At 52.0% G+C, this 19305-nt stretch carries 16 protein-coding genes; 7 read left to right on the forward strand and 9 right to left on the reverse strand.

Features of this window, described 5'->3' with window-relative positions; genetic code table 11:
- Nucleotides 1-55: 55 nt before the first annotated feature.
- Both QQK89_RS21900 and QQK89_RS21905 read right to left on the reverse strand, forming a co-directional pair.
- Nucleotides 56-1807 carry a methyl-accepting chemotaxis protein gene (locus QQK89_RS21900; RefSeq protein WP_284240793.1) on the reverse strand — a complete coding sequence of 584 codons (1752 nt, stop codon included), beginning with the start codon at nt 1805-1807 and terminating at the stop codon, nt 56-58.
- A gap of 437 nt (nt 1808-2244) precedes the next feature.
- A complete protein-coding gene (locus QQK89_RS21905) occupies nt 2245-2808 on the reverse strand; it encodes an FAD-dependent oxidoreductase (protein WP_284240794.1) in 564 nt (187 codons plus the stop codon).
- A gap of 209 nt (nt 2809-3017) precedes the next feature.
- Between QQK89_RS21905 and QQK89_RS21910 the strand changes: the two genes are divergently transcribed.
- Both QQK89_RS21910 and QQK89_RS21915 read left to right on the forward strand, forming a co-directional pair.
- Nucleotides 3018-3494: a MarR family winged helix-turn-helix transcriptional regulator gene (locus QQK89_RS21910; protein WP_284240795.1), complete on the forward strand. Its 477-nt coding sequence runs from the start codon at nt 3018-3020 to the stop codon at nt 3492-3494.
- Nucleotides 3491-6688 carry an MMPL family transporter gene (locus tag QQK89_RS21915; RefSeq protein WP_284240796.1) on the forward strand — a complete coding sequence of 1066 codons (3198 nt, stop codon included), beginning with the start codon at nt 3491-3493 and terminating at the stop codon, nt 6686-6688. Before QQK89_RS21910 ends, QQK89_RS21915 begins: the two co-directional genes overlap by 4 nt.
- Before the next feature lie 61 nt (nt 6689-6749).
- Here the strand turns inward: QQK89_RS21915 and QQK89_RS21920 are convergent, their stop codons facing one another.
- The 3 genes from QQK89_RS21920 to QQK89_RS21930 are packed head-to-tail and all read right to left on the reverse strand — an operon-like array spanning nt 6750 to nt 8436.
- Entirely contained in the window at nt 6750-7286 is a 537-nt protein-coding gene (locus QQK89_RS21920; RefSeq protein ID WP_284240797.1) for a chromate transporter, read from the reverse strand.
- Nucleotides 7286-7951 carry a chromate transporter gene (locus QQK89_RS21925; RefSeq protein ID WP_284240798.1) on the reverse strand — a complete coding sequence of 222 codons (666 nt, stop codon included), beginning with the start codon at nt 7949-7951 and terminating at the stop codon, nt 7286-7288. The genes QQK89_RS21920 and QQK89_RS21925 overlap by 1 nt, the downstream gene beginning before the upstream one ends.
- Nucleotides 7952-7953: 2 nt before the next feature.
- On the reverse strand, nt 7954-8436 hold the full coding sequence (locus QQK89_RS21930) for an Lrp/AsnC family transcriptional regulator (RefSeq protein WP_284240799.1): 483 nt from the start codon (nt 8434-8436) through the stop codon (nt 7954-7956).
- A gap of 228 nt (nt 8437-8664) precedes the next feature.
- Here QQK89_RS21930 and ggt point away from each other — a divergent pair, with 228 nt between their 5' ends.
- The 5 genes from ggt (at nt 8665) to bcp (ending at nt 13957) form a co-directional block, all read left to right on the forward strand.
- Nucleotides 8665-10245, forward strand: coding sequence for a gamma-glutamyltransferase (gene ggt, locus QQK89_RS21935; RefSeq protein ID WP_284240800.1), 1581 nt, complete (start codon nt 8665-8667; stop codon nt 10243-10245).
- Between the two features lie 24 nt (nt 10246-10269).
- On the forward strand, nt 10270-11463 hold the full coding sequence (locus tag QQK89_RS21940; RefSeq protein ID WP_284240801.1) for an amidase: 1194 nt from the start codon (nt 10270-10272) through the stop codon (nt 11461-11463).
- A complete protein-coding gene (locus tag QQK89_RS21945) occupies nt 11460-12317 on the forward strand; it encodes a fumarylacetoacetate hydrolase family protein (protein WP_284240802.1) in 858 nt (285 codons plus the stop codon). Before QQK89_RS21940 ends, QQK89_RS21945 begins: the two co-directional genes overlap by 4 nt.
- 78 nt (nt 12318-12395) lie before the next feature.
- Nucleotides 12396-13469, forward strand: a complete 1074-nt coding sequence (locus QQK89_RS21950; protein WP_284240803.1) for an asparaginase — start codon at nt 12396-12398, stop codon at nt 13467-13469.
- A 26-nt stretch (nt 13470-13495) separates the two neighbouring features.
- Nucleotides 13496-13957, forward strand: a complete 462-nt coding sequence (gene bcp / locus QQK89_RS21955; protein WP_284240847.1) for a thioredoxin-dependent thiol peroxidase — start codon at nt 13496-13498, stop codon at nt 13955-13957.
- 64 nt (nt 13958-14021) lie between these two features.
- On the opposite strand, the gene QQK89_RS21960 is transcribed toward bcp, so the two are convergent.
- From QQK89_RS21960 to QQK89_RS21975, 4 genes are all read right to left on the reverse strand, one after another.
- Nucleotides 14022-14405 (reverse strand): VOC family protein, encoded by a 384-nt coding sequence (locus QQK89_RS21960; protein WP_284240804.1) that lies wholly within the window; start codon nt 14403-14405, stop codon nt 14022-14024.
- A gap of 109 nt (nt 14406-14514) precedes the next feature.
- A complete protein-coding gene (locus QQK89_RS21965) occupies nt 14515-15621 on the reverse strand; it encodes an S-layer homology domain-containing protein (protein ID WP_284240805.1) in 1107 nt (368 codons plus the stop codon).
- A gap of 188 nt (nt 15622-15809) precedes the next feature.
- Nucleotides 15810-16895, reverse strand: a complete 1086-nt coding sequence (locus tag QQK89_RS21970) for an S-layer homology domain-containing protein (RefSeq protein WP_284240806.1) — start codon at nt 16893-16895, stop codon at nt 15810-15812.
- Between the two features lie 347 nt (nt 16896-17242).
- A complete protein-coding gene (locus QQK89_RS21975) occupies nt 17243-19096 on the reverse strand; it encodes an LTA synthase family protein (protein ID WP_284240807.1) in 1854 nt (617 codons plus the stop codon).
- Nucleotides 19097-19305 lie beyond the last annotated feature (209 nt).

Genomic DNA, 19305 nt, shown 5'->3' on the forward strand with positions numbered 1-19305 from the left:
AAAAGCACCTCCATGCAGCCGATAAGGCTTGCGGGAGGTGCTTTTTGAGTACGGTTTATTCTTCGGTCTTGAATGTATCGATGGCGTTGTTCAGTTGGCCCGCAAGGCTGCGAAGCTGAGCGGACGAGCTTGCGACTTCCTGCATGGAGGCCAGCTGTTCTTCCGAAGCTGCGGCAACGCGTTGCGTTTGAATGGAAGACGCCTCCGCGATATGCTCGAGCTGATCAAGCGAGGCCGCGATTTCTTCGCTGCTGGCGGACATTTGCTCCGATGCGGCGGATACCTCCTGGATTTGGGCCGATACTTGGCGGATCGCTTCGCGGATCGAACGGAACGATTCGCCTGCCTGATGGGATACCGTGGAGCCTTCGCGTGCGCCTTCGGCCGCTTTTTCCATCGATATAACGGCTTCGCTGGTGCGGCTGCCGATGCCGCTTAAGATGTCGCTTATCTGGTCGGATGATTCCTTCGAACGTTCAGCCAGCTTGCGGATCTCTTGGGCGACAACGGCAAACCCTTTGCCGTGCTCGCCGGCGCGGGCCGCTTCAATGGAAGCGTTAAGGGCGAGCAAATTCGTTTGCTTGGATACTTCGCCAATCATGGTCAGAATGGAACTGATTTGGCTGTTCATTTGCTCAAGCTCTTGAAGAACCGTTACCGTCTCGCTGACATTGCTCTCAATCACTTGCATTTGGCTGACTGTCCGGGTAATGACGGCATCGCCGGCATTGGCAAGCTCGGAAGCATCAACGGCAAGCTCGGAGACGGAAGACGAGGATTCGGCAATCCGCTGAATGCCAACGGTCATCTCGCTCATGGCGCGCTGACATTCCTGAAAGCTCTGAAGCTGCGTATCCGCTCCCGCGGCCACTTCCTGAATGGCATGGGACACTTCCTCGGTAGCGCGGGCAGTTTGCTCGGCGCTCTCTTGCATCGTGGAGGAGGATTCGGCAACTTCATTTGACGTATTGCGGATTTGGCTGGCCAGCTGGCGCAAGCTTCCGATCATATCATTAAACGCGCTTGAGGCTTGTCCGATTTCGTTGCTCGTTGTAACCGGGACGGTAACGGTCAAATCGCCTTTTGCGGCAACGGCCGCGACTTTGCTGAGACGTTTCAAAGGTCTAACGGCGTAGTTCACGACGAGGACAATGATGATAACGGCAATAATGTCGCAAATGATCCCGATCCGGATGACTTCCCACTGTCTGCGGTCGAGCTCCGCTTGAACGTTATCGTAGTCGAAGTCGGCGCCAAACACGGCAACCGTGTTGTCGGCATTGTCTTTAAGGGCTATCAGATAAGTGACCCATGTGCCCATTTCGTCTTTGTATGTATCCAATTTGGCGAAGCCGTCTTTCATGACGGTATCGTAGCCTTCTTGAAATTGAGGGGAGAGCTCGTAAGGCGTTCCCGGAACGATGCCTGCCTGCGTAAGAGATCCTGTTCCTTGCAGAGTGGTAAGGTAGCTTTTTCCGTCTTTCTCGATTTTATCCGTCTGCAAAAGATATACATTGGTAACTTGATCATTGGAGTTCATTGCTTCCAGGAATAAAGCCAGGTTAAAGAAAGCGGTGGAGCCTTGCGCTTTGCCGCTGCTTAGCTGCTCTTGCGCGGACTTGACCAGATCGATTCTGGCGTCGGTAATATTGCCGAGGGTTTTGACCGTGCGGGACATTTCGTCGAAATAAGCGTCCTTCTGATTACTCGACGTGATGGAGACCATCACTCCGATGGTGGACAGAAACAGAACGGCAAGCACAACGGAGCTGACGAGCGCTAAACTGGTTTTTCTCTTCTTGAACATACATTATCCCTCGTTTTTTATGTAGTTGATCGGCTGAGCTAGCAAGGTTGTCTGACTATCTCCTACTGTACCAGCCAAATGTTTAATAAGTTCGCGGGGCCATGTTAGAAATGTATTTGGCAAGCGGTACTTACTCTCTTTTTCGGCGTTTTGGAGCCAGGAGTTTAGTTCTGCAACATTCTAATTTATGGCAATCTGCTAAAAAATAGCGATGTCCAATAAGTGGCAGGGATAGTATGGAAAATTAGTTTGAATACTGGGCGGTTGGAGGATGCGTGCGGCGGAATAAGAGGAAAAAACCGTGTTGCAGAGAGGCGTGCGGAATAGAGTGGGGTGAAAGTACCTGATTAAGTTGGTTTTTTCGTGTTACAGGAGGGCTGGGCAGCAGCTGGAAAAGAAAGGACGGAGCAGCTTCTGCTCCGTCCTTCTCGTTTATGCTAGGCTTTCATAACGTCGTGGTCCACGTACCGCTCGCCGTTCAGCTCGCTGATGATGTTGATTGCCGCTTTGGCGCCGTCGCCTGCGGTAATAACCGCGTGTACGCTAACGCCCGCAACCGTACCGGCCGCCCAGACGCCCGCGATGTTCGTGCGGCCAGCCGCGTCTACATCAACTACGGTTTTGATGCGCGGTTCCGTGCCCGGTTTGGTCGCTACGCCGATGTGTTCGGCCAGATCAACCAAAGCGCCGGTTGCCAGCAGCACATGCTTCGCTTCGTAGATGCCTTGATCGGTTGTAACGGACAAGCCGCCTTCGATCGGGGCAACGCCGGTAACGGTTTCTTCTTTTAACTCCGCGCCAAGACGTACCGCTTGTTTCTTGCCTGTATCCACTAAATCGGGGCCGCCGATCTCGGTAATGCCGTAATAGTTCTCGAACCATGCCCGCTTTGTCATCCCTTTGTTATTCTCGAGCAACAAAGTGGTTTTACCTGCTTTTGCCGTAAAGATTGCTGCGCTTGCACCGGCAGGACCGGCGCCGATTACGATCACGTCGTACATAATTCCAGCCTCCTACGATAATATGGTAAGTTCAACCAATATTATAAGTCCTGCCGGAGCGGACAAGCAATCCTGTCCGGTTTTTCATAAATTTTTCAAATTATAGGATGGTTCTTGGTTGACTGGAAACTTATCCATTTGATATAGTTCTACTATTGAATAGTTCGATAGTGAAACTATATGATTCTGAATACGAGAGGGATACGGAAATGGTCTTAGACAACGACATGCTGGGGCAAATCATACGGAGATACGAAGGGGCGCATTTTGCCGTACACCGCAGGTTGACCGCGATGTTTCGGGACTTGATGCCGGAGGAGCTGACGTTCGAACAGTCTGCTACCATCCGCTATTTGCGCACGGTGGAAACTTGCACGTCGACGGAGCTTGCGGACGTGTTCTGCGTAGGCAAAAGTTCGATTACCGCCATCATCACGCGGTTGTTCGATAAGCAGCTGCTGGAAAGACTGCCGGACGAGAAAGACCGGCGCGTAACGTTGCTTCGGTTGACCGAAGAGGGCAAGCGAACGGCGGATGCGGTAGAGCTGCAAATCCAGGAAGTGATTGCAAAGTACATGCAGCATTTTGACGAGCAGGAAGCACTTGCGTTTATTGAGACTTATGAGAAGCTGGCCTTGGTTATGTCACAGCCGCCGGGAGATGGAGAGGAGCAAGAGAGAGAATGAAGACGGTCATTAAAGCTAGATGGATCATCCTTGTAGCGTGGGTTGCGGTGATGGTCGGGTTAATGCTTAGTTCGCCCAATATGCAAGAGCTTGTCCGGGACAAAGGGCAGGTTAATGTGCCAAGCGGCTACTCCTCTACCATCGCTTCGGAGATGGAGAAGGAGATTGGGACGAAAGACTCCGGGGGCGGAGGAGCCTCCACCGTTCTGGTCTTTCATAAGGATGGCGGCTTGTCGGATGAAGATATGGCCAGCATACAAGGCGGTATCAACAAGCTGAAGGCAGAGAAAGACGCGCTGCGCATCACTTCGCTGACAACGCATTTTGATACCCCGGAACTTGCGAAGCAAATGGTAGCGGAAGACGGCTCGACCGTGCTTGCGCTCGTGAACGTGAACCTTGCCGGGGCAGAACTGGCGGATGTCCGCGATCATTTGTACGACGCTCTCAAAGACGTGAAGATTGAGCATTACTACACGGGCAACTGGCTAATCTCGGAAGATGTGGTAACGAGCTCGCAGGAAGGGCTGAAGAAGACCGAATTTATTACCGTCGGGTTTATTCTTATTATCCTGTTTGTGGTGTTCCGCTCGGCGGTAGCGCCAATCGTACCTCTTCTGACCGTTGGTTTTACTTACATGGTGACGCAATCCATCGTAGCTTTTCTCGTCAAATACTTGGATTTCCCGCTCTCCAACTTTACGCAAATTTTTCTTGTTGCCGTATTGTTCGGAATTGGGACGGACTACTGTATTCTTCTCATCAGCCGGTTTAAGGAAGAACTGTCGCATCGCGGCGGCAACATTCCGGAATCGATCGTAGCTACTTACAAAACAGCGGGCAGAACGGTGTTGTTCTCGGGACTTGCGGTATTGGTCGGATTTGCCGCGATTGGGTTCTCGACCTTTATTTTATATCGCTCGGCCGTCGCGGTAGCGGTAGGGATTGCCATATTGCTGCTCGCGCTTTTTACAATCGTGCCGTTCTTTATGGCTACGCTTGGGCCAAAGCTGTTCTGGCCTTCAAAGGGCTCGCTGGAGCATAAACCTAGCGGCTTGTGGGGGGCGGTCGGCAGCTTCTCGCTGAAGCGTCCGCTGTGGGCAATTGTTATTCTGGCCGTGCTGGTCGTTCCGTTCCTGACGGCTTATAAAGGCTCTTTGTCCTTCAACTCGCTCGACGAGATTGGCAATAAATACGATTCGGTCAAAGCGTTTAACATTATCGCGGACAGCTTTGGTCCGGGCGAATCGCTTCCAACTACGGTTGTTGTGAAATCCGACAAACCGCTGGACAGCTCCGAAGGTCTTGCGACATTGGAGCAGATTAGCCGAGAGCTGGGCAAGACGGACGGCGTAAAAGCGGTGCGAAGCGCAACAAGGCCAACCGGCGAGCCGATGGATGACTTCCTTGTGTCGGACCAGGTCGGAACACTCGAAGACGGTCTTGGGCAAAGCAATGACGGTCTTGGGAAAATCGGCTCCGGTTTGTCGGACGCCAGTTCCGAGTTGGGTCAAAACGAGCCGAAGCTGAATGAGGCGGCAGCCGGCGCCGGTAAACTCGTTGATGGCACCAATGCGCTGAAGAGCGGCATTGATGAGCTGGGTACCGGCCTGAAACAGATAGAACGAGGGCTGCAGGACGGTTCCGCCGGAGCGAAGGATCTGACAGCCGGGCTTAAGCAAGCGAAGGCTAGCGCGGATCGGCTTGCGGCTTCCAGCCGGGAACTGCTGAATGGTTACCAGCAGTCTGGCGCAGGATTAAGTCAACTCGCGCAATCCTATCAATCCGTAGCCGCTGAACAAGCGAAGCTGGCAGAAGGGCTGTCCGATCTCGAGCAAGGGATTTCGGGTCTTAGCGGCACGCATCCGGAATTGGCGGATGATGCAGCTTACCAGCAGGCATTAAGTTCCGTGAAGCAACTTGGCCAAGATGCATCCGGCATTAATGGCCAGCTGTCCCAGCTAAATAAGCAGCTTACTGCCGTGAACGGCGGTTTGGCACAAGCCAATGCCGGCTATAAACAGGCGGCTGACGGGCAAGCGGCGCTTGCCGCGGGTCTTGCGAAGCTGGCAGGCGGCATTGCCGACTTGCAGAAGGGCATTGAACAAGCGGCTGACGGTCAAGGCCAAATCGTCTCGAAGCTGCCGAGCGTCACGCAAGGGCTGGATCAGCTGTCGAGCGGGCAACAAGAGCTGCAATCCGGCTTTGCGGAATTAAACGGCCAACTTGGCCAGTTGACGGACGGACTGGATCAAAGCGTCGACGGCCTCTCGCAAGTGACGGACGGATTATCCTCGGCCAAAGGATATTTGACGGAACTGTCGGCTTCGCCCAACAAACAGATGACCGGCTGGTTTATTCCGGATGAAGCGATCAAGAGCGATGAGTTCCAGCAATCGCTGAACGTCTACCTGTCCGAAGACCGCAAATCGGCGAAGTTTGACGTAGTCTTCAGCGGCAACCCGTATGAAGAAGAGACGATGTCGCAAATCGATGATCTGGAAGCAGCCGTAGCGCGAGGCGTGCAAGGAACGGCTTTTGACGGGCATATAACGTACGCGGTTGGCGGCGTATCCAGCATGAATAATGATCTCAGCAATATTTCGGACGCGGATTATTCCCGCACCGTTATGCTCATGATTATCGGAATCGGCATTATTCTTATTATTTTGTTCCGTTCCATAGTGATGCCGCTGTACATGATTGCTTCGCTGCTGGTGACGTTCTATACATCAATGGCGATTACGGAAGTCATCTTCGTACGGCTGCTGGGGCATACCGGCATCAGCTGGGCGGTGCCGTTCTTCGGCTTTGTCATGCTCGTGGCGCTTGGCATCGACTATAGCATCTTCCTGATGGACCGATTCAAGGAATACCGCGATCAGCTGTCTCCTACCGAAGCCATTCTGGCCGCGATGCGGAACATGGGCACCGTCATTATGTCGGCAGCCGTTATTCTTGGCGGTACGTTTGCGGCGATGCTTCCTTCGGGCGTCATGTCGCTGCTCCAGATTGCAACTATCGTGCTGTGCGGTTTGTTCTTGTATGCCATGGTTATGCTGCCGCTCTTCATTCCGGTTATGGTGTGGATGTTCGGCAAAGCCAATTACTGGCCGTTTATGAAAGAGGAAGGCGAGCGGAGCGTCCCTGTACCGAGGGGGCAAGAGGTTCGTACCCATTCCAAAGAGTTGTAAGGATAAGAAAAAAAGGAGCCCTCCATCGTCATAAGGACGAGTGAGAGGGCTCCTTTTTGTATCAGATATTAGCCAGCACCGTGCCGCCATAGACGAAAGCGATACAAATGACGATGGCGGGATGCACTTTTTTGCGCTCCATCAGCCAGTATGCAACTGCTGCGATACCAAGCGTCTGCCACAGGTTGGTCGAATGGATGGAGGTATCGACCATCTGCCAGGTGAGCAGGACCATCATAATCGCAACGACCGGCTGTACGAGCAAGGTCATCCCTTTGACAATCGGGGATTGGCGATGTTTCTGAAGCAGCTTAAGCAGGAAGATGAGGGCAACCGCGGAAGGTACAATCGTAGCGGAAAGCGCCAGGATTATGCCGGGCCAGCCGGCGACGTCGTAACCGACAAAAGCGGCGATTTTGGTTGCGATCGGACCGGGCAAGGCATTGCCTAACGCCAATATATTCGAGAATTCGGCGTCGTTTGTCCAACCGTAATGCGTAACGATCTGGTTGTACATGAGCGGAATGGAAGCGGGTCCGCCGCCGTAACCAAGGACGTTTGCGACAAAAAAGCCGATGATCAGGTTCAGCCAGTCCATTATTCTCCGCCTCCTTCAGAACGGACGCGCCGTTTGTTTCTCCACTTGGCGAGCCGGCCGGCCGCCTTGAAATGGACCGCCCCGTAGGCGAGAAAGGCGACGATCACAATGGCATCCTGAACATTAATGATCTGCAGGAGGAGGAAAGCGACCGCAAACATCGCAAAGCCCATCCATTTGCCAAGCCCTTTGACCGCGCGGTTCGCAAATTCATAAGCCATAACGCCAAGCATAACGGCAATGACCGGAATAACGGCGGAGATCATGCCTTGAATAACGGCCGAACCGCTCAAATATTGCACAACCGACAATAGGGCGATCATCGCAATAGCGGAAGGCAAAATATGCGAGAGTACGGAGACGACGGCTCCAAGCCAGCCTTTGCGCCGGTAACCGAGGTAAGCTGCCATTTTGGTCGCGATTGGTCCGGGGAGGGCGTTAGCCAGCGCGAGAATTTCGGCAAATTCATCATCTTCAATCCAATGATAGCGGGTAACGGCCTCGTAGCGGATTAGCGGAATAACGGACGGTCCGCCGCCATAGCCTAAAACACCGGTTTTGACCATCGCCCATGCGATTTGCCCGTAATCATTGGATCCGGGGGATCTATTCGTATGCGGGGATTGCTTTCCCGGTTCCAGCGTTGTTGTCGTTGTTGTTTCCATCGTTACAGCCTCATTCCCATCCGACTTTTATATCGATTAATTAACACCTGGCAGTCAACGCCCATAATCCCGGGCAACGGATAGAGCTTCTCTCTCATAAAGGTCTCCATTTCCTGATTGCTCGTGAACAAGCCGTGCATATGGAGCTTGCTTGGCCCGGTCATATGATAAAGGCTTGTAACGACCGGTTCGTCCGCCAGTTGATCGGCTACTTCATGGAGATACTTCGGTTCTACCTCCACGTTGAAAAAAGCGCTGACCGTAATGCCGATTTTCTCCGGATTAATAACGGCGGTGAACCGCTCAATGACGCCTTCTTCCATTAAAGTATTGATGCGGGCTTGGACGGCTACCCGCGATAATCCGATATCTTTCGCCAAATCCGTGTAAGAAATTCTGCCATTCTGATGGAGGGCAGATATAATTTTGCGGTCGATCTCATCGATTTGCCCGTTTTCGATCGGGCTTGACGTTTTTTGATGCATAGGTGGTTGAGCTCCTTTCAATATAGCAGACTTCCATACAAATAGTATGTAAATCAGAACTTTTCATTACCATATGCATAAATATATAACCATTTTTGTTCATCATCAACAAAAATTACGCCAACCGCTTTCAAAGCCCTATATTTGCGTTGCCGGGTTGTAGAAGCCGTGATATGTTTAGTAGTAATAGTTGATGTTAGTTAACCTGACTTACGAGGTGGCATGGGGATGAAGAAGCCGGTAACAGGAACAAAAGCGATGGTTGTAAGTCCGCATCATTTGGCAACGGCGGCTGGCGCGCGCGTACTTGAGCGGGGAGGCAACGCCTTTGATGCCGCCATTGCGGTCAGCGCTTGCCTGGCGGTTGTTTATCCGCATATGACGGGGGTGGGAGGAGATGCTTTTTTCCTCTCCTATCATGCTTCGGACGGGGAAGTAAGAGCGTATAACGCAAGCGGCCGGTCGGGCAGCGCGGCAACGATAGAGGCATTTGCGGATAGAGAAGCCATTCCGATTCGGGGACCGCGAAGCGCCATTACGGTTCCAGGCATGGCAGACGGCTGGCATGCGGTGCAGAACCGGTACGGGCGGATGGCATTCAGCGAGGTATTGGAGCCTGCAATCGCGTATGCGGCGGAAGGATTCCCGATGTCGCCCGATCAATATGAGCATACGAAGCAGCATGCGGCAATGCTCGGGGAACAAGCGGCTACGGCGAATATCTATATGCCGGGCGGGCGAATTGTCCAGCCCGGGGAGCGGTTTGTTCAGGCCCAGCTCGCGGCAACGTTAACCAAATTAGCGGAAGCAGGAAGAGACGGCTTCTATAAAGGAGAAATTGCAGCGGAGATTGTCCGTTTTCTGCAGGCTGAGGGAGGTCTGTTGCAAGAAGAGGATTTCGCAAAGCATAGCGGGGAATGGACGGAGCCGATTCGCGGTTCCTACCGGGGTTATGATATCTATCAAGTGCCGCCTAATTCGCAAGGCTTTACGGGCATTATGGCTTTGCAAATGCTGGAGCAGTTTGATCTGGCGGCCATGGGGCACGGTTCCTATGAATATTATCATGTGCTGACGGAAGCGCTGAAGCTGAGTTTCCGCGACCGCAACCGGTATTTGACGGATCCGGCATTCGCGGCCATTCCGCTTGACCGGCTTCTGAGCAAGGAATATGCGGCCGAGCTTGCTTCATCCATTAACCGGACGGCTGCGATGGATATCAACAGCCAGCCGGTCGGCAGCGACACTGCTTATGCCGCGGTTGTGGACGAAGACGGCAACGCGGTTTCTTTTATCCAAAGCTTGTATTTCGAATTTGGTTCTGGCGTCGTAGCGGGAGATACGGGCGTACTGCTGCAAAACCGCGGATCTTTCTTCTCGCTGGACCCTGGTCATATTAACCGGCTGGAGCCTGGGAAACGAACGTTCCACACGCTTATGCCGGCGATGGCCTGCCAGAATGGCAAGCCAAGCTTCTTGTACGGTACGCAGGGCGGAGAAGGACAGCCGCAGACACAAACGCTGATGCTGACGCGGATGATCGACTTCGGCATGGATCCGCAGCAGGCGGTTGGGGAACCGCGTTTCGTATGGGGGCGCACTTGGGGCTTGCCGACGCAAGAGCTGAAGCTGGAGGGGCGGATCCCGCAGGAGACAGCCGATAAGCTGGCGGAAGCCGGGCATCTTGTCCGGAGAATGCCGGATTTTGACGGCATCATGGGTCATGCGCATGCGATAGCGATTGGCAAAGACGGCATGCTGATCGGCGGATCGGATCCTCGATGCGACGGATCGGCCATCGGCTGGTAGAAGATAAGAGGGAGGGATTATTCCATGATCGATACGTACAACGCGTTTGTGAAGCCGGAGCTAGAATTGCCGCCGGTTGGAGAAGGGCTGCTTAGCGGCCTGGTATTTGCAGTAAAGGATGTATTCGCGATCAAAGGGTATACGAGCGGGGCCGGCAATCCGGACTGGCTGCGTACGCATTCGCCTTGGGAGAAAACAGCCTCTTCGATTAAAAAGCTGCTGGCATCGGGAGCCCGCTTGACCGGTACGACCCATACCGACGAATTAATGTACAGCATTAACGGGCAAAACGAGCATTACGGCACGCCGATTAATCCCAAAGCGCCGGACCGCATTCCGGGCGGTTCGTCCAGCGGATCGGCCGTTGCGGTCGCAGCCGGCGCGGTGGATTTCGCGCTTGGAACGGATACGGGCGGTTCGGTCCGGGTACCTTCCGCTTATTGCGGCATTTACGGTTTTCGTCCGACGCATAACCTTGTTGCGATTGACGGGGTCATTCCGCTTGCCGGAAGTTATGACACGGTTGGTTGGATGGCAAGAGACAGCGCTTTGCTGCGCAAGGTAGGCGAAGTGTTGCTGGCCGGTTCCGGCAGCGAAGAGGAGCCGAGAAGTTTCCGCAGGCTGATGTTTGCCGAGGAGGCTTGGGAGAAAGCCGAGCCATCTTGCCGCGGCATGCTGGATAGCAGCTGCGATAGACTTGCGCAGGCTACAGGACTGAAGCAGGAATGGCGCTCCATTGCGCCGGAAGGTCTGGAAGCGTGGAGCCATGCGTTCCGAACGACGCAAGGCCGGGAAATCTGGCAGACGCATGGCGAATGGATTGGGCGGGAAAAGCCGGTATTCGGCGAAAGCATCGGAGCCCGCTTTGCGTCCGCCAGCAACATAACGGATGAGGAAGCGCAAAGAGACGCATCACTCCGCCGCGTGATCCAAAGCCGATTGCATGAACTGCTGGGCGATGACGGACTGCTCGTTATCCCGACTATTCCGGGAACCGCGCCAAGCCGGACCATTCACGGACCGGCCGTAGAGGAGCGGCGGTTCAAGACGATGCAACTATCTTGCATCGCCGGTTTGTCCGGACTGCCGCAGGTGACCATTCCGGCAGGAGAGATCGATGGCGCGCCGATTGGGCTATCCATTATTGCCGGTCCAAGGCAGGATCTGAAGCTGCTGCGTTTGGCGGAACTAGTCGATAAGGAGGCGGTTAAGCCATGAAGCTGGCGACCATTGGCTATGGCGGTGTAGAGCAGGGGAGTATCGTTAGACCGGAAGGGTACGTGACGCTGGCGGAGCTGAACCGCATGACGGGAGCGGACTGGCCGACTGATGTGCTGGAGCTGATTAGCACCGGAAGATTGGATGAACTGACGTTGTGGTATAACGAAGGCGGACGCGAACGGTTGGAGGAGTTTCCTTATGTAGCGGTATCGAAAGCAAGCCTCGCGCCATTGTACCGCCATCCGCGCAAAATATGGGGAATCGGCATGAACTACTCCGCCGATGAAGCGGAGCGCGCCAGACTGCGGGAAGAGGAAGAGCCGGTCAGCTTCATGAAGCCGGATACGGCCATCATCGGGGACCTTGAATCGATCGTATTGCCTGTCCAGTCGGAGCGGGTTACGGCTGAAGCGGAGCTGGCCATTATTATCGGCAGAACATGCAGGAACGTCTCGGAAGAAGAAGCGCTTACCGCGGTCGCCGGAGTAGCCGCGGCCATCGATACAACGGCAGCGGATATTCACGCCCGGCATATGCGTTATTTGACCAGAGCCAAAAGTTTCGATACGTTCTTTACCTTTGGTTCCGAGCTCATGACAATGGATGAAGCAGGTGAACTTAGCGAGCTTCAGGTGGAGACTTGGCATAACGGTTCCCTCGCCCATGCAAGTAAGCTTACAGGCATGATTTACCCGCCGGCTTTCCTGATTGCCTTCCACTCGCAGGTGATGACGCTGCTGCCGGGGGACGTTATTCTAACCGGAACGCCCGGCGCTGCGGTTATCAGGGGCGGTGACGTGATCGAATGCCGCGTGAGCGGATTGCAGCCTCTTCAAAACAACGTACGGTAGCCAAACTTGCATGCCTCAAGCCCGTTTTAGTATGATTTATACCATATGTGAATTGCTAAAGCGGAGAGGGATGTACAGATGAGCCAAATTCTTGTCATGTTCACCGGAGGCACGATCGGCAGTAAAAATAATAACGGTGCGATTTCGGTGAATGAAGCCGGCTCTTACCATTTGATTGATGCCTACATGGCGAGCCCGCTTAAGCGGGAAGTGGACCTTGAAACGGTTCAGCCAATGAATATATTGAGCGAAAATATTGTGCCGTCGGACTGGAACGCGCTGATTGCCGCCATTAGGGCCGTCGATCAAACCAAATACGACGGTATTATTGTGACGCATGGCTCGGATACGCTTGCTTATTCCGCAGCGCTGCTGAGCTTTGTGATGAGCGACCTGACGATTCCGCTCGTGCTAGTAGCGAGCAATTATCCGCTTGGCGACGAGCGGGCGAACGGACTGAGCAATTTTGCCGGGGCGATTAACTTGATATCGGAGGATGCCGCGCCGGGCGTATTTGTGGTATACCGCAACGATAAGGGCGAATCGGTCGTCTATCTCGGATCGCGGATTACGCAATGCGAGTCGTTCACCGACCAGTTCGACAGCCCCTACAGCGTGCCATACGGCATGATGGCCGAAGGAAGGTTGGTCCGTTACGATCATCCTTACAATCCAACGCAAGAAGAACTTCGTCTGCGTCAGCCTTCCGGCAGCCCGTGGGTGGAAGATGGCGAAGGAATTCAGCCCGGTATGTTGTATATCCGGCCTTTCCCGGGGATGAGTTATTCGTATTATGATTTCACGGTACATAAGCCAAAAGCGGTATTGCATGATCTGTTCCATTCGGGAACGGCGAATGCGAGCGGGACGGATTCCTATTCGCTGTTGCGGTTCGCGCAATATTGCGCGGAGCATGGCGTAGACTTGTATCTTTGTCCGCTCAAAGACAAAAGAGACGCGATGTACGCTTCGTCCATTGCTCTCTTGGAAGCGGGCGCCGTATTTATCGAGAACATGTCGATTGAAGCCGCGCTTATGAAGTTGACGCTTGCTTATTCGCTTCCGCTTGGCAAGGAAGAGATCCATGCCTATGTGATGGAGCAGCCGGTCTTCTACGAATTTGTGGCTAATCGTGGTAAACTTGGCGTATAAAACTTAATTGAGAGAGGTGTTTCATGATGACGCAAGTGCAAACGGGACAAGTTGTACCGAATTTCACTTTGCCGGCTTCTACCGGCGGCTCTATTTCGCTCAACGATTACAAAGGCAAGAAGCTGGTCATCTACTTTTATCCGAAGGATAATACGCCAGGCTGCACCGTAGAATCTTGCGACTTCCGGGATTACAACGGCGAGTTCAAGACGCATAACACGGAAGTGATTGGCATCAGCCCGGACGATCTGGCTTCCCATGATACGTTTATCGCTGATTTCCAGCTGCCGTTCCCGCTGCTCGCCGATACGGAGCATGCCGTGTCGGAGCTATTTGGCGTATGGAAAGAGCGCACATGGAACGGAGAAACGTTCATGGGCATCGAGCGTTCGACGTTCCTGATCGACGAGAATGGCGTGCTGGCGCGCGAATGGCGGAGCGTTTCGGTAGACGGACATGTTGCCGAAGTGCTTGAAGCGGTTAAGTAACAAGTTGAATGAGAAAAGCCTCCAATTCCGCAATAGACGGAATCGGAGGCTTTTTTATTAAAGATTAACGCTGGAAGAACTCGATCCGCTCGCCTTCCGGACCGCTGATGAAGAAGTAACGGTAGCCGTTAGGCAACGTAATGATTTCCTCGTCGATAAAGGTAACCGTCGTCTGTTTCAGACGCGCAAATTCCTCTTCTACATCATCGACATAAATAGCAAAGTGGTGAACGCGGCCTTCAACAGGCAGGTCGCCGTTATAATGCTGGATCAGTTCAATTTCCGTTTCGTCGGAATCTCCGAAGCCGAGGAAAGCAAGCTCAATAACGCCGTTTGTATGAGTCAGACGGCCTTTCAGGGTCAGCCCGACAAATTCCTCGTAGAAGCGGATTGTCGCTTCCATATCTTTTACCATTACCCCAACGTGATCGACGCGTTTGCGTGCCATGTCCATTACTCCTTCTCCTTTAGATTGACCCCATCATAGGTTTTCGCACTTTCCTTGTCAAGCAAGCCGTTTAAATAGGAAAAAAGCTGCCAGACGGCAGCTTTCAGCTTTATTTCTTATTCAGCAAGAATTCCTCTTCCATGCCTTCCATGTCCTCCGGGAATACGGGATAGACATTATAGATTTTCCAGCTGTTGTCCGGCATTTTCTTCAGGTAGTAAGTAGCGTCTGTATCTACGACCTGCGTATGAGTCATGTCCGGGCCTTCCATCTTGAAGTTGACTTTGCCTTCAATGGAATTCAGAACGGCAAAGCGGTTCGACTTGGCTACGATTTCGAATTTTTCCGGAGCCGTTTGCTCAATCGTTATTTTGTAGCCTTCTTCTTTCATAGAAGCATAGAAATCGTTGTCCACGTCGGAGGCTGCCAATTCGTAGCCGGTATAATACTGAGCATAAATTTCGCTGAATTTATCGAACTGCTCCGTATTCAAAGCTTCAGATTCAGCTGCGTTCATTTCCGTAATAACTGCCGTCAGTGCGGCGTCTTCCGGGAGATCGCTTTTCTGAAGATCAAGCGCGCGCTGCATCATCACGACAGCTTCAGCGCGAGTAGCGTTGGCAAACGGTTTAAAAGTTGTTGCGGTAGCACCGCGTACAATGCCGGCTTGGCTGGCTTGCACGATGAATGGAGTCGCAAAGTAATCCGGAACGTCGGAGAAGGATTTGGCTTGGCCTTCGAATGAAACGGAAGATTCGAACGCGCGGACAACCATCGTTGCGATCTCGCCGCGTTTGATCAGCTCGTTAGGGCCAAACGTTGTGTCGGTCAAACCATTTACGACGCCTAAGGAGCTAGCGATCCGAATCGGCTCGGCATACCATTTGCCGGCTGGTACGTCGGAGAAGGTTTTGCCGGATTCTTCCGTTGTGAGACCAAGCGCACGAACTAGAATGGAGACGAACTCCGCGCGGCTGATTGACATATCGGGCTTCACATAAGTGTCGCCGTAGGAGTCCGTGTAGCCTTTAAGCAGGTCCGCGGACACAAAGTTATCCAAAGCTTCATACGCCCAATGCTCTTCGATATCCCAAGGCATATAGGAGTAGAGTGTATCTTCCGCCGACGCTGCGCTAGCTTTCGAATTCGAAAGCGGAAGAGCGAGCAGAACAACTGCTGCTAGTAAAACGATAAAACTGCGGTAAAAGGCTTTCATGTTGCATTCCTCTCTTGTGTTAAAAATATGTAATTAGACCCTTTCTGATACTAGCAGATGAGAGGTTATAGTACTAGAGAGAAAAAATGGCAGCGCGAAACGAAAAAAAAGGCCAGCGGGTAACCGCAATGTTATTAAGGAACGATCCTTAATGACATTGTCGGGTAACCGCCAGCCTACTACTTCAACTATTCAGCAGCGATTGCGTCGCCGCCATCTTCTTCAACATCGTCGGGAGCATACAGGTAGATTTTCCAGCTGTTGTCTTCCATTTTCTTGAGCAAATAAATGCCGTCTCTTGGAACGGTTTGGGTTTCGCTCTCGCCGTTGCCTTCGATCGATACGTTATAAGTGCTGCCTGTTGCATGGATCGTTGCGAAACGGTCTGTTTTCGAAACGATTTCATAGCTTTGCGGAGTCAGCTTTTCCAATTTGAGCGTATAACCTTGCCCTGCGTAATCTTCATAGCTGTAGATGGATTCGGCCAAAGCGTAACCCGTCATGAATTTTGCAAGTTCTTCGCCAAGTTTATCGAATTGCTGAGCGTTGATCACTTCTGCTTCTTTTGTTTCGTATGAATCAATGACAGCGGTAAGAGCAGCATCTTCAGGCAAGCTGCCCGTTTGCAGATCAAGCGCGCGTTGGACCATAACAACGGCTTCAGCGCGGGTAGCGTTAGCGTAAGGCTTGAACGTTGTAGCGGTAGCACCGCGAACGATGCCGGCTTGGCTAGCTTTGGCGATGAATGGTGTAGCGAAATATTCCGGTACGTCGGAGAAGGACTTCGCTTCGCCTTCGAATTTAACGGAAGACTCGAACGCGCGGACAACCATTGTTGCGATTTCGCCGCGTTTGATGAGCTCGGATGGGCCAAATGTCGTTGCCGTCAAACCGTTCACAATGCCAAGGGAGCTTGCGATCCGGATTGGCTCGGAGAACCATTTGCCTGCGGGAACGTCGGTAAAGGTTTTGCCGGACTCATCGGTTGTCAGGCCAAGCGCGCGTACCAGAATGGCAACGAATTCCGCGCGGCTGATCGCCAAATCCGGTTTAACCAGCGTATTGCCTTCGGAGTCAAGGGAGCCTTTCAAAAGATCCGCGTTAACGAAGTTGTCGAGCGCGTCATAAGCCCAATGGTCTTCAATATCTGTCGGATAGTAAGAAATCAGCGTGTCTTCCGCGGAAGCAGCGCTAACTTTGGAGGCTTGGAACGGAAGAGCCAGCACAACGATAGCTGCCAGAAAAACGATTAGACTGCGATACATAGTTTTCATTATCAATTTCCTCTCTCATGTAAAAATATCGTAAATAGATCCTAACTGATACTATCAGATGGGAGAACATTCTACTAGAGAGAATTAGTGAATTTAGGAGGTTATTTACTAAAATAAATCTTTGGAACTATATGTAATAAAAAAACCGATCCTTATTTAACAAGGATCGGTTTTGGTCAACAAGTCAGGTTAATAACAAACGGAGAATTCAAATGATTCTGGAAAAGCGGATGCGCTCGCTTTTGCTCGGGGATTCCAACCTCTGCTTATCTAATTTAAGGAATCCCCGAGCAATGGCGATTGGAAGAACATTTGAATACGGAGTTTACTTATTAACCTATCCCACTCTACTTCCAAGTTGGCAACTGGCTGACGTAGCTGTCGGACAACTTAAGCAACTCAAGCGCGCGGTTAAATTCATCCTGCGAGTCCAGGGAGACGGCGCTTGCTCCAGGGAGCGGAAGATGAGTGCCATCCTCGTAACCGCTGCCGGAGAGGAACAGCTCCTTGCTGCTTACGAATGATCCGGTCGGCAAGTAGTAACGTTGCGGCAGCAGGTTTGACGACGCGTTATTAAGGATATCCTGACCGAAGTGAATCTGTTTATCCAGCGGGAAGCCTAGCAGATTCGCCACGGTTGGCAGTATATCCACCTGACCGCCAAGCTGAGTGAATACCTGAGGTTCTGTAACGCCCGAAGCCGCAATAACAAGCGGAATATTGATCATTTCGGCGGAGCCGTATTCGCGACCGTAAATTTCCTGCATCAGCACTTTGTCATCATGGTCGAGCGAGTAGATCGGCAAGCCAAGATGGTCGCCGTACACGACAATGACGCTGTTATCCCAAATGCCGCGCTGCTTCAGATCGTCAATGAACAGGCCAAGCGCGTAATCGGCATAGTTCTGGGCGCGGAGATAATCGCCAACAAACGTATCTTTGTAACGGTCGGGAAGCTCCATCTTGTATTTGCGTTCCGGAATCGTAAACGGATGATGGGCAGTCATCGAGATGACCTGCGCATAAAACGGTTTGTCCCCTTGATCCATCCGTTCAAGCTCGGCTGCGGTTTTCGAATAGAGCACCTCATCGGAAGCGGCGAAAAAGACGGAATCTTCATCGCCAAAAAACGTCTTGTCGTAATAGCGGTTGAAGCCAAGCGCCTTGTACAACTCGCCCCGGTTCCAGAAATCAACGATATTCGTATGGAACGTCGCGGTATCGTAGCCATGCTCCTGCATTAACCTCGGCAGGCTAGGCAGTTCTTTTTTTGGATAAACCTGCGTAGCCGCCCCGTTGGGCGGAATGTAGAACGATGTATTAACGACAAACTCGGCGTCAGAGGTGTTGCCTTGGCCAACGCCTTGGTAGAAGTTATTGAAGTAATAGTTTTCTTTCGCCAGCTTGTTCATGTTTGGAGTAATTTCCTGACCGTCGATCTTCAGATCGATAAGGAAGTTTTGGAACGATTCCATTTGAATGATGATCAAGTTTTTGCCGGAGGCCGCATTATACAGCTTGGGCGATGCCGGCTTGTCGATCTGTTTGAGCTCATCGATCTTCGCTTGCGTAATATCGGAAGAGGCTACAAGCTCTTGATTCTTGTTCGAGAAAATCGTATAAGCTTCATAGTTAAGGATGCCCATTTGTTCAGCCTTCACAATTTCATTCATGCTTGCGCGGTTAGGCACGATATTGAACAAGCAAAGCGCGAGCGAGATACCAAACAAAGTGGCAAGCACGCGTCTGCTGATCCGCTTCTGGCTGGCTGTTTTCCAATACTGCCCTTTCTTGCGGCGGATCAAATAATAAGCCATGACAACGATATCAATAAACACAAGCAAATAATAAGGGTCCATCAGCGAAAATACGCTGTTGCTGACAGCCGTCACCTGATTGACCTGATTGAGGGCTACATACGTGACAATAACGCCATAATATTTGTAATACATGAGTACCGCGAACAAGATTGCCGTCATCAGCAGGTTGGCGCTCAGATAATAGACAAGTTTTCGTTTCGTTGCAAACCATTCAATGAAGCAGAACACGATTAACGCAAACGGAACTTCTTTGAGCAGCGTCGTCCAGTTTGGACCGCCGAAGACTACCATCCAGGTAAGAAAACTCTTAAGAAGTACAATGAGCGAGAATGCGAGGATGGGTCTTGTGCTGAACAGACGCTTTGGTGCTAGATTTGACACTTATTCGCCGCCTTTCATAATAAAAACAGGCTTTTCTCTCGATCAGCCTGCCTCTTTATGTCCTTATTGTATTCATTATGCTTGGCTGGAAGAAGAATGTCAAAGGCAGGCGGCGGTTAGGCTGCATGGTAAAATGACGTAAACAAATGTTGCAACTTTTTAATACTTTTTCGAGTCTATTCGTTTATAGTAGAGATACGGAAAGCCCA

The organism is Paenibacillus glycanilyticus, assembly GCF_030161375.1.
Taxonomy (GTDB): domain Bacteria; phylum Bacillota; class Bacilli; order Paenibacillales; family Paenibacillaceae; genus Pristimantibacillus; species Pristimantibacillus glycanilyticus_B.

What these genes read in the sequence shown, in the direction of transcription:
- QQK89_RS21900 (WP_284240793.1), bottom strand. Translation starts at nt 1,807, where the DNA reads ATGTTCAAGAAGAGAAAAACCAGTTTAGCGCTCGTCAGCTCCGTTGTG.
- QQK89_RS21905 (WP_284240794.1), bottom strand. Translation starts at nt 2,808, where the DNA reads ATGTACGACGTGATCGTAATCGGCGCCGGTCCTGCCGGTGCAAGCGCA.
- QQK89_RS21910 (WP_284240795.1), top strand. Translation starts at nt 3,018, where the DNA reads ATGGTCTTAGACAACGACATGCTGGGGCAAATCATACGGAGATACGAA.
- QQK89_RS21915 (WP_284240796.1), top strand. Translation starts at nt 3,491, where the DNA reads ATGAAGACGGTCATTAAAGCTAGATGGATCATCCTTGTAGCGTGGGTT.
- QQK89_RS21920 (WP_284240797.1), bottom strand. Translation starts at nt 7,286, where the DNA reads ATGGACTGGCTGAACCTGATCATCGGCTTTTTTGTCGCAAACGTCCTT.
- QQK89_RS21925 (WP_284240798.1), bottom strand. Translation starts at nt 7,951, where the DNA reads ATGGAAACAACAACGACAACAACGCTGGAACCGGGAAAGCAATCCCCG.
- QQK89_RS21930 (WP_284240799.1), bottom strand. Translation starts at nt 8,436, where the DNA reads ATGCATCAAAAAACGTCAAGCCCGATCGAAAACGGGCAAATCGATGAG.
- ggt (WP_284240800.1), top strand. Translation starts at nt 8,665, where the DNA reads ATGAAGAAGCCGGTAACAGGAACAAAAGCGATGGTTGTAAGTCCGCAT.
- QQK89_RS21940 (WP_284240801.1), top strand. Translation starts at nt 10,270, where the DNA reads ATGATCGATACGTACAACGCGTTTGTGAAGCCGGAGCTAGAATTGCCG.
- QQK89_RS21945 (WP_284240802.1), top strand. Translation starts at nt 11,460, where the DNA reads ATGAAGCTGGCGACCATTGGCTATGGCGGTGTAGAGCAGGGGAGTATC.
- QQK89_RS21950 (WP_284240803.1), top strand. Translation starts at nt 12,396, where the DNA reads ATGAGCCAAATTCTTGTCATGTTCACCGGAGGCACGATCGGCAGTAAA.
- bcp (WP_284240847.1), top strand. Translation starts at nt 13,496, where the DNA reads ATGACGCAAGTGCAAACGGGACAAGTTGTACCGAATTTCACTTTGCCG.
- QQK89_RS21960 (WP_284240804.1), bottom strand. Translation starts at nt 14,405, where the DNA reads ATGGCACGCAAACGCGTCGATCACGTTGGGGTAATGGTAAAAGATATG.
- QQK89_RS21965 (WP_284240805.1), bottom strand. Translation starts at nt 15,621, where the DNA reads ATGAAAGCCTTTTACCGCAGTTTTATCGTTTTACTAGCAGCAGTTGTT.
- QQK89_RS21970 (WP_284240806.1), bottom strand. Translation starts at nt 16,895, where the DNA reads ATGAAAACTATGTATCGCAGTCTAATCGTTTTTCTGGCAGCTATCGTT.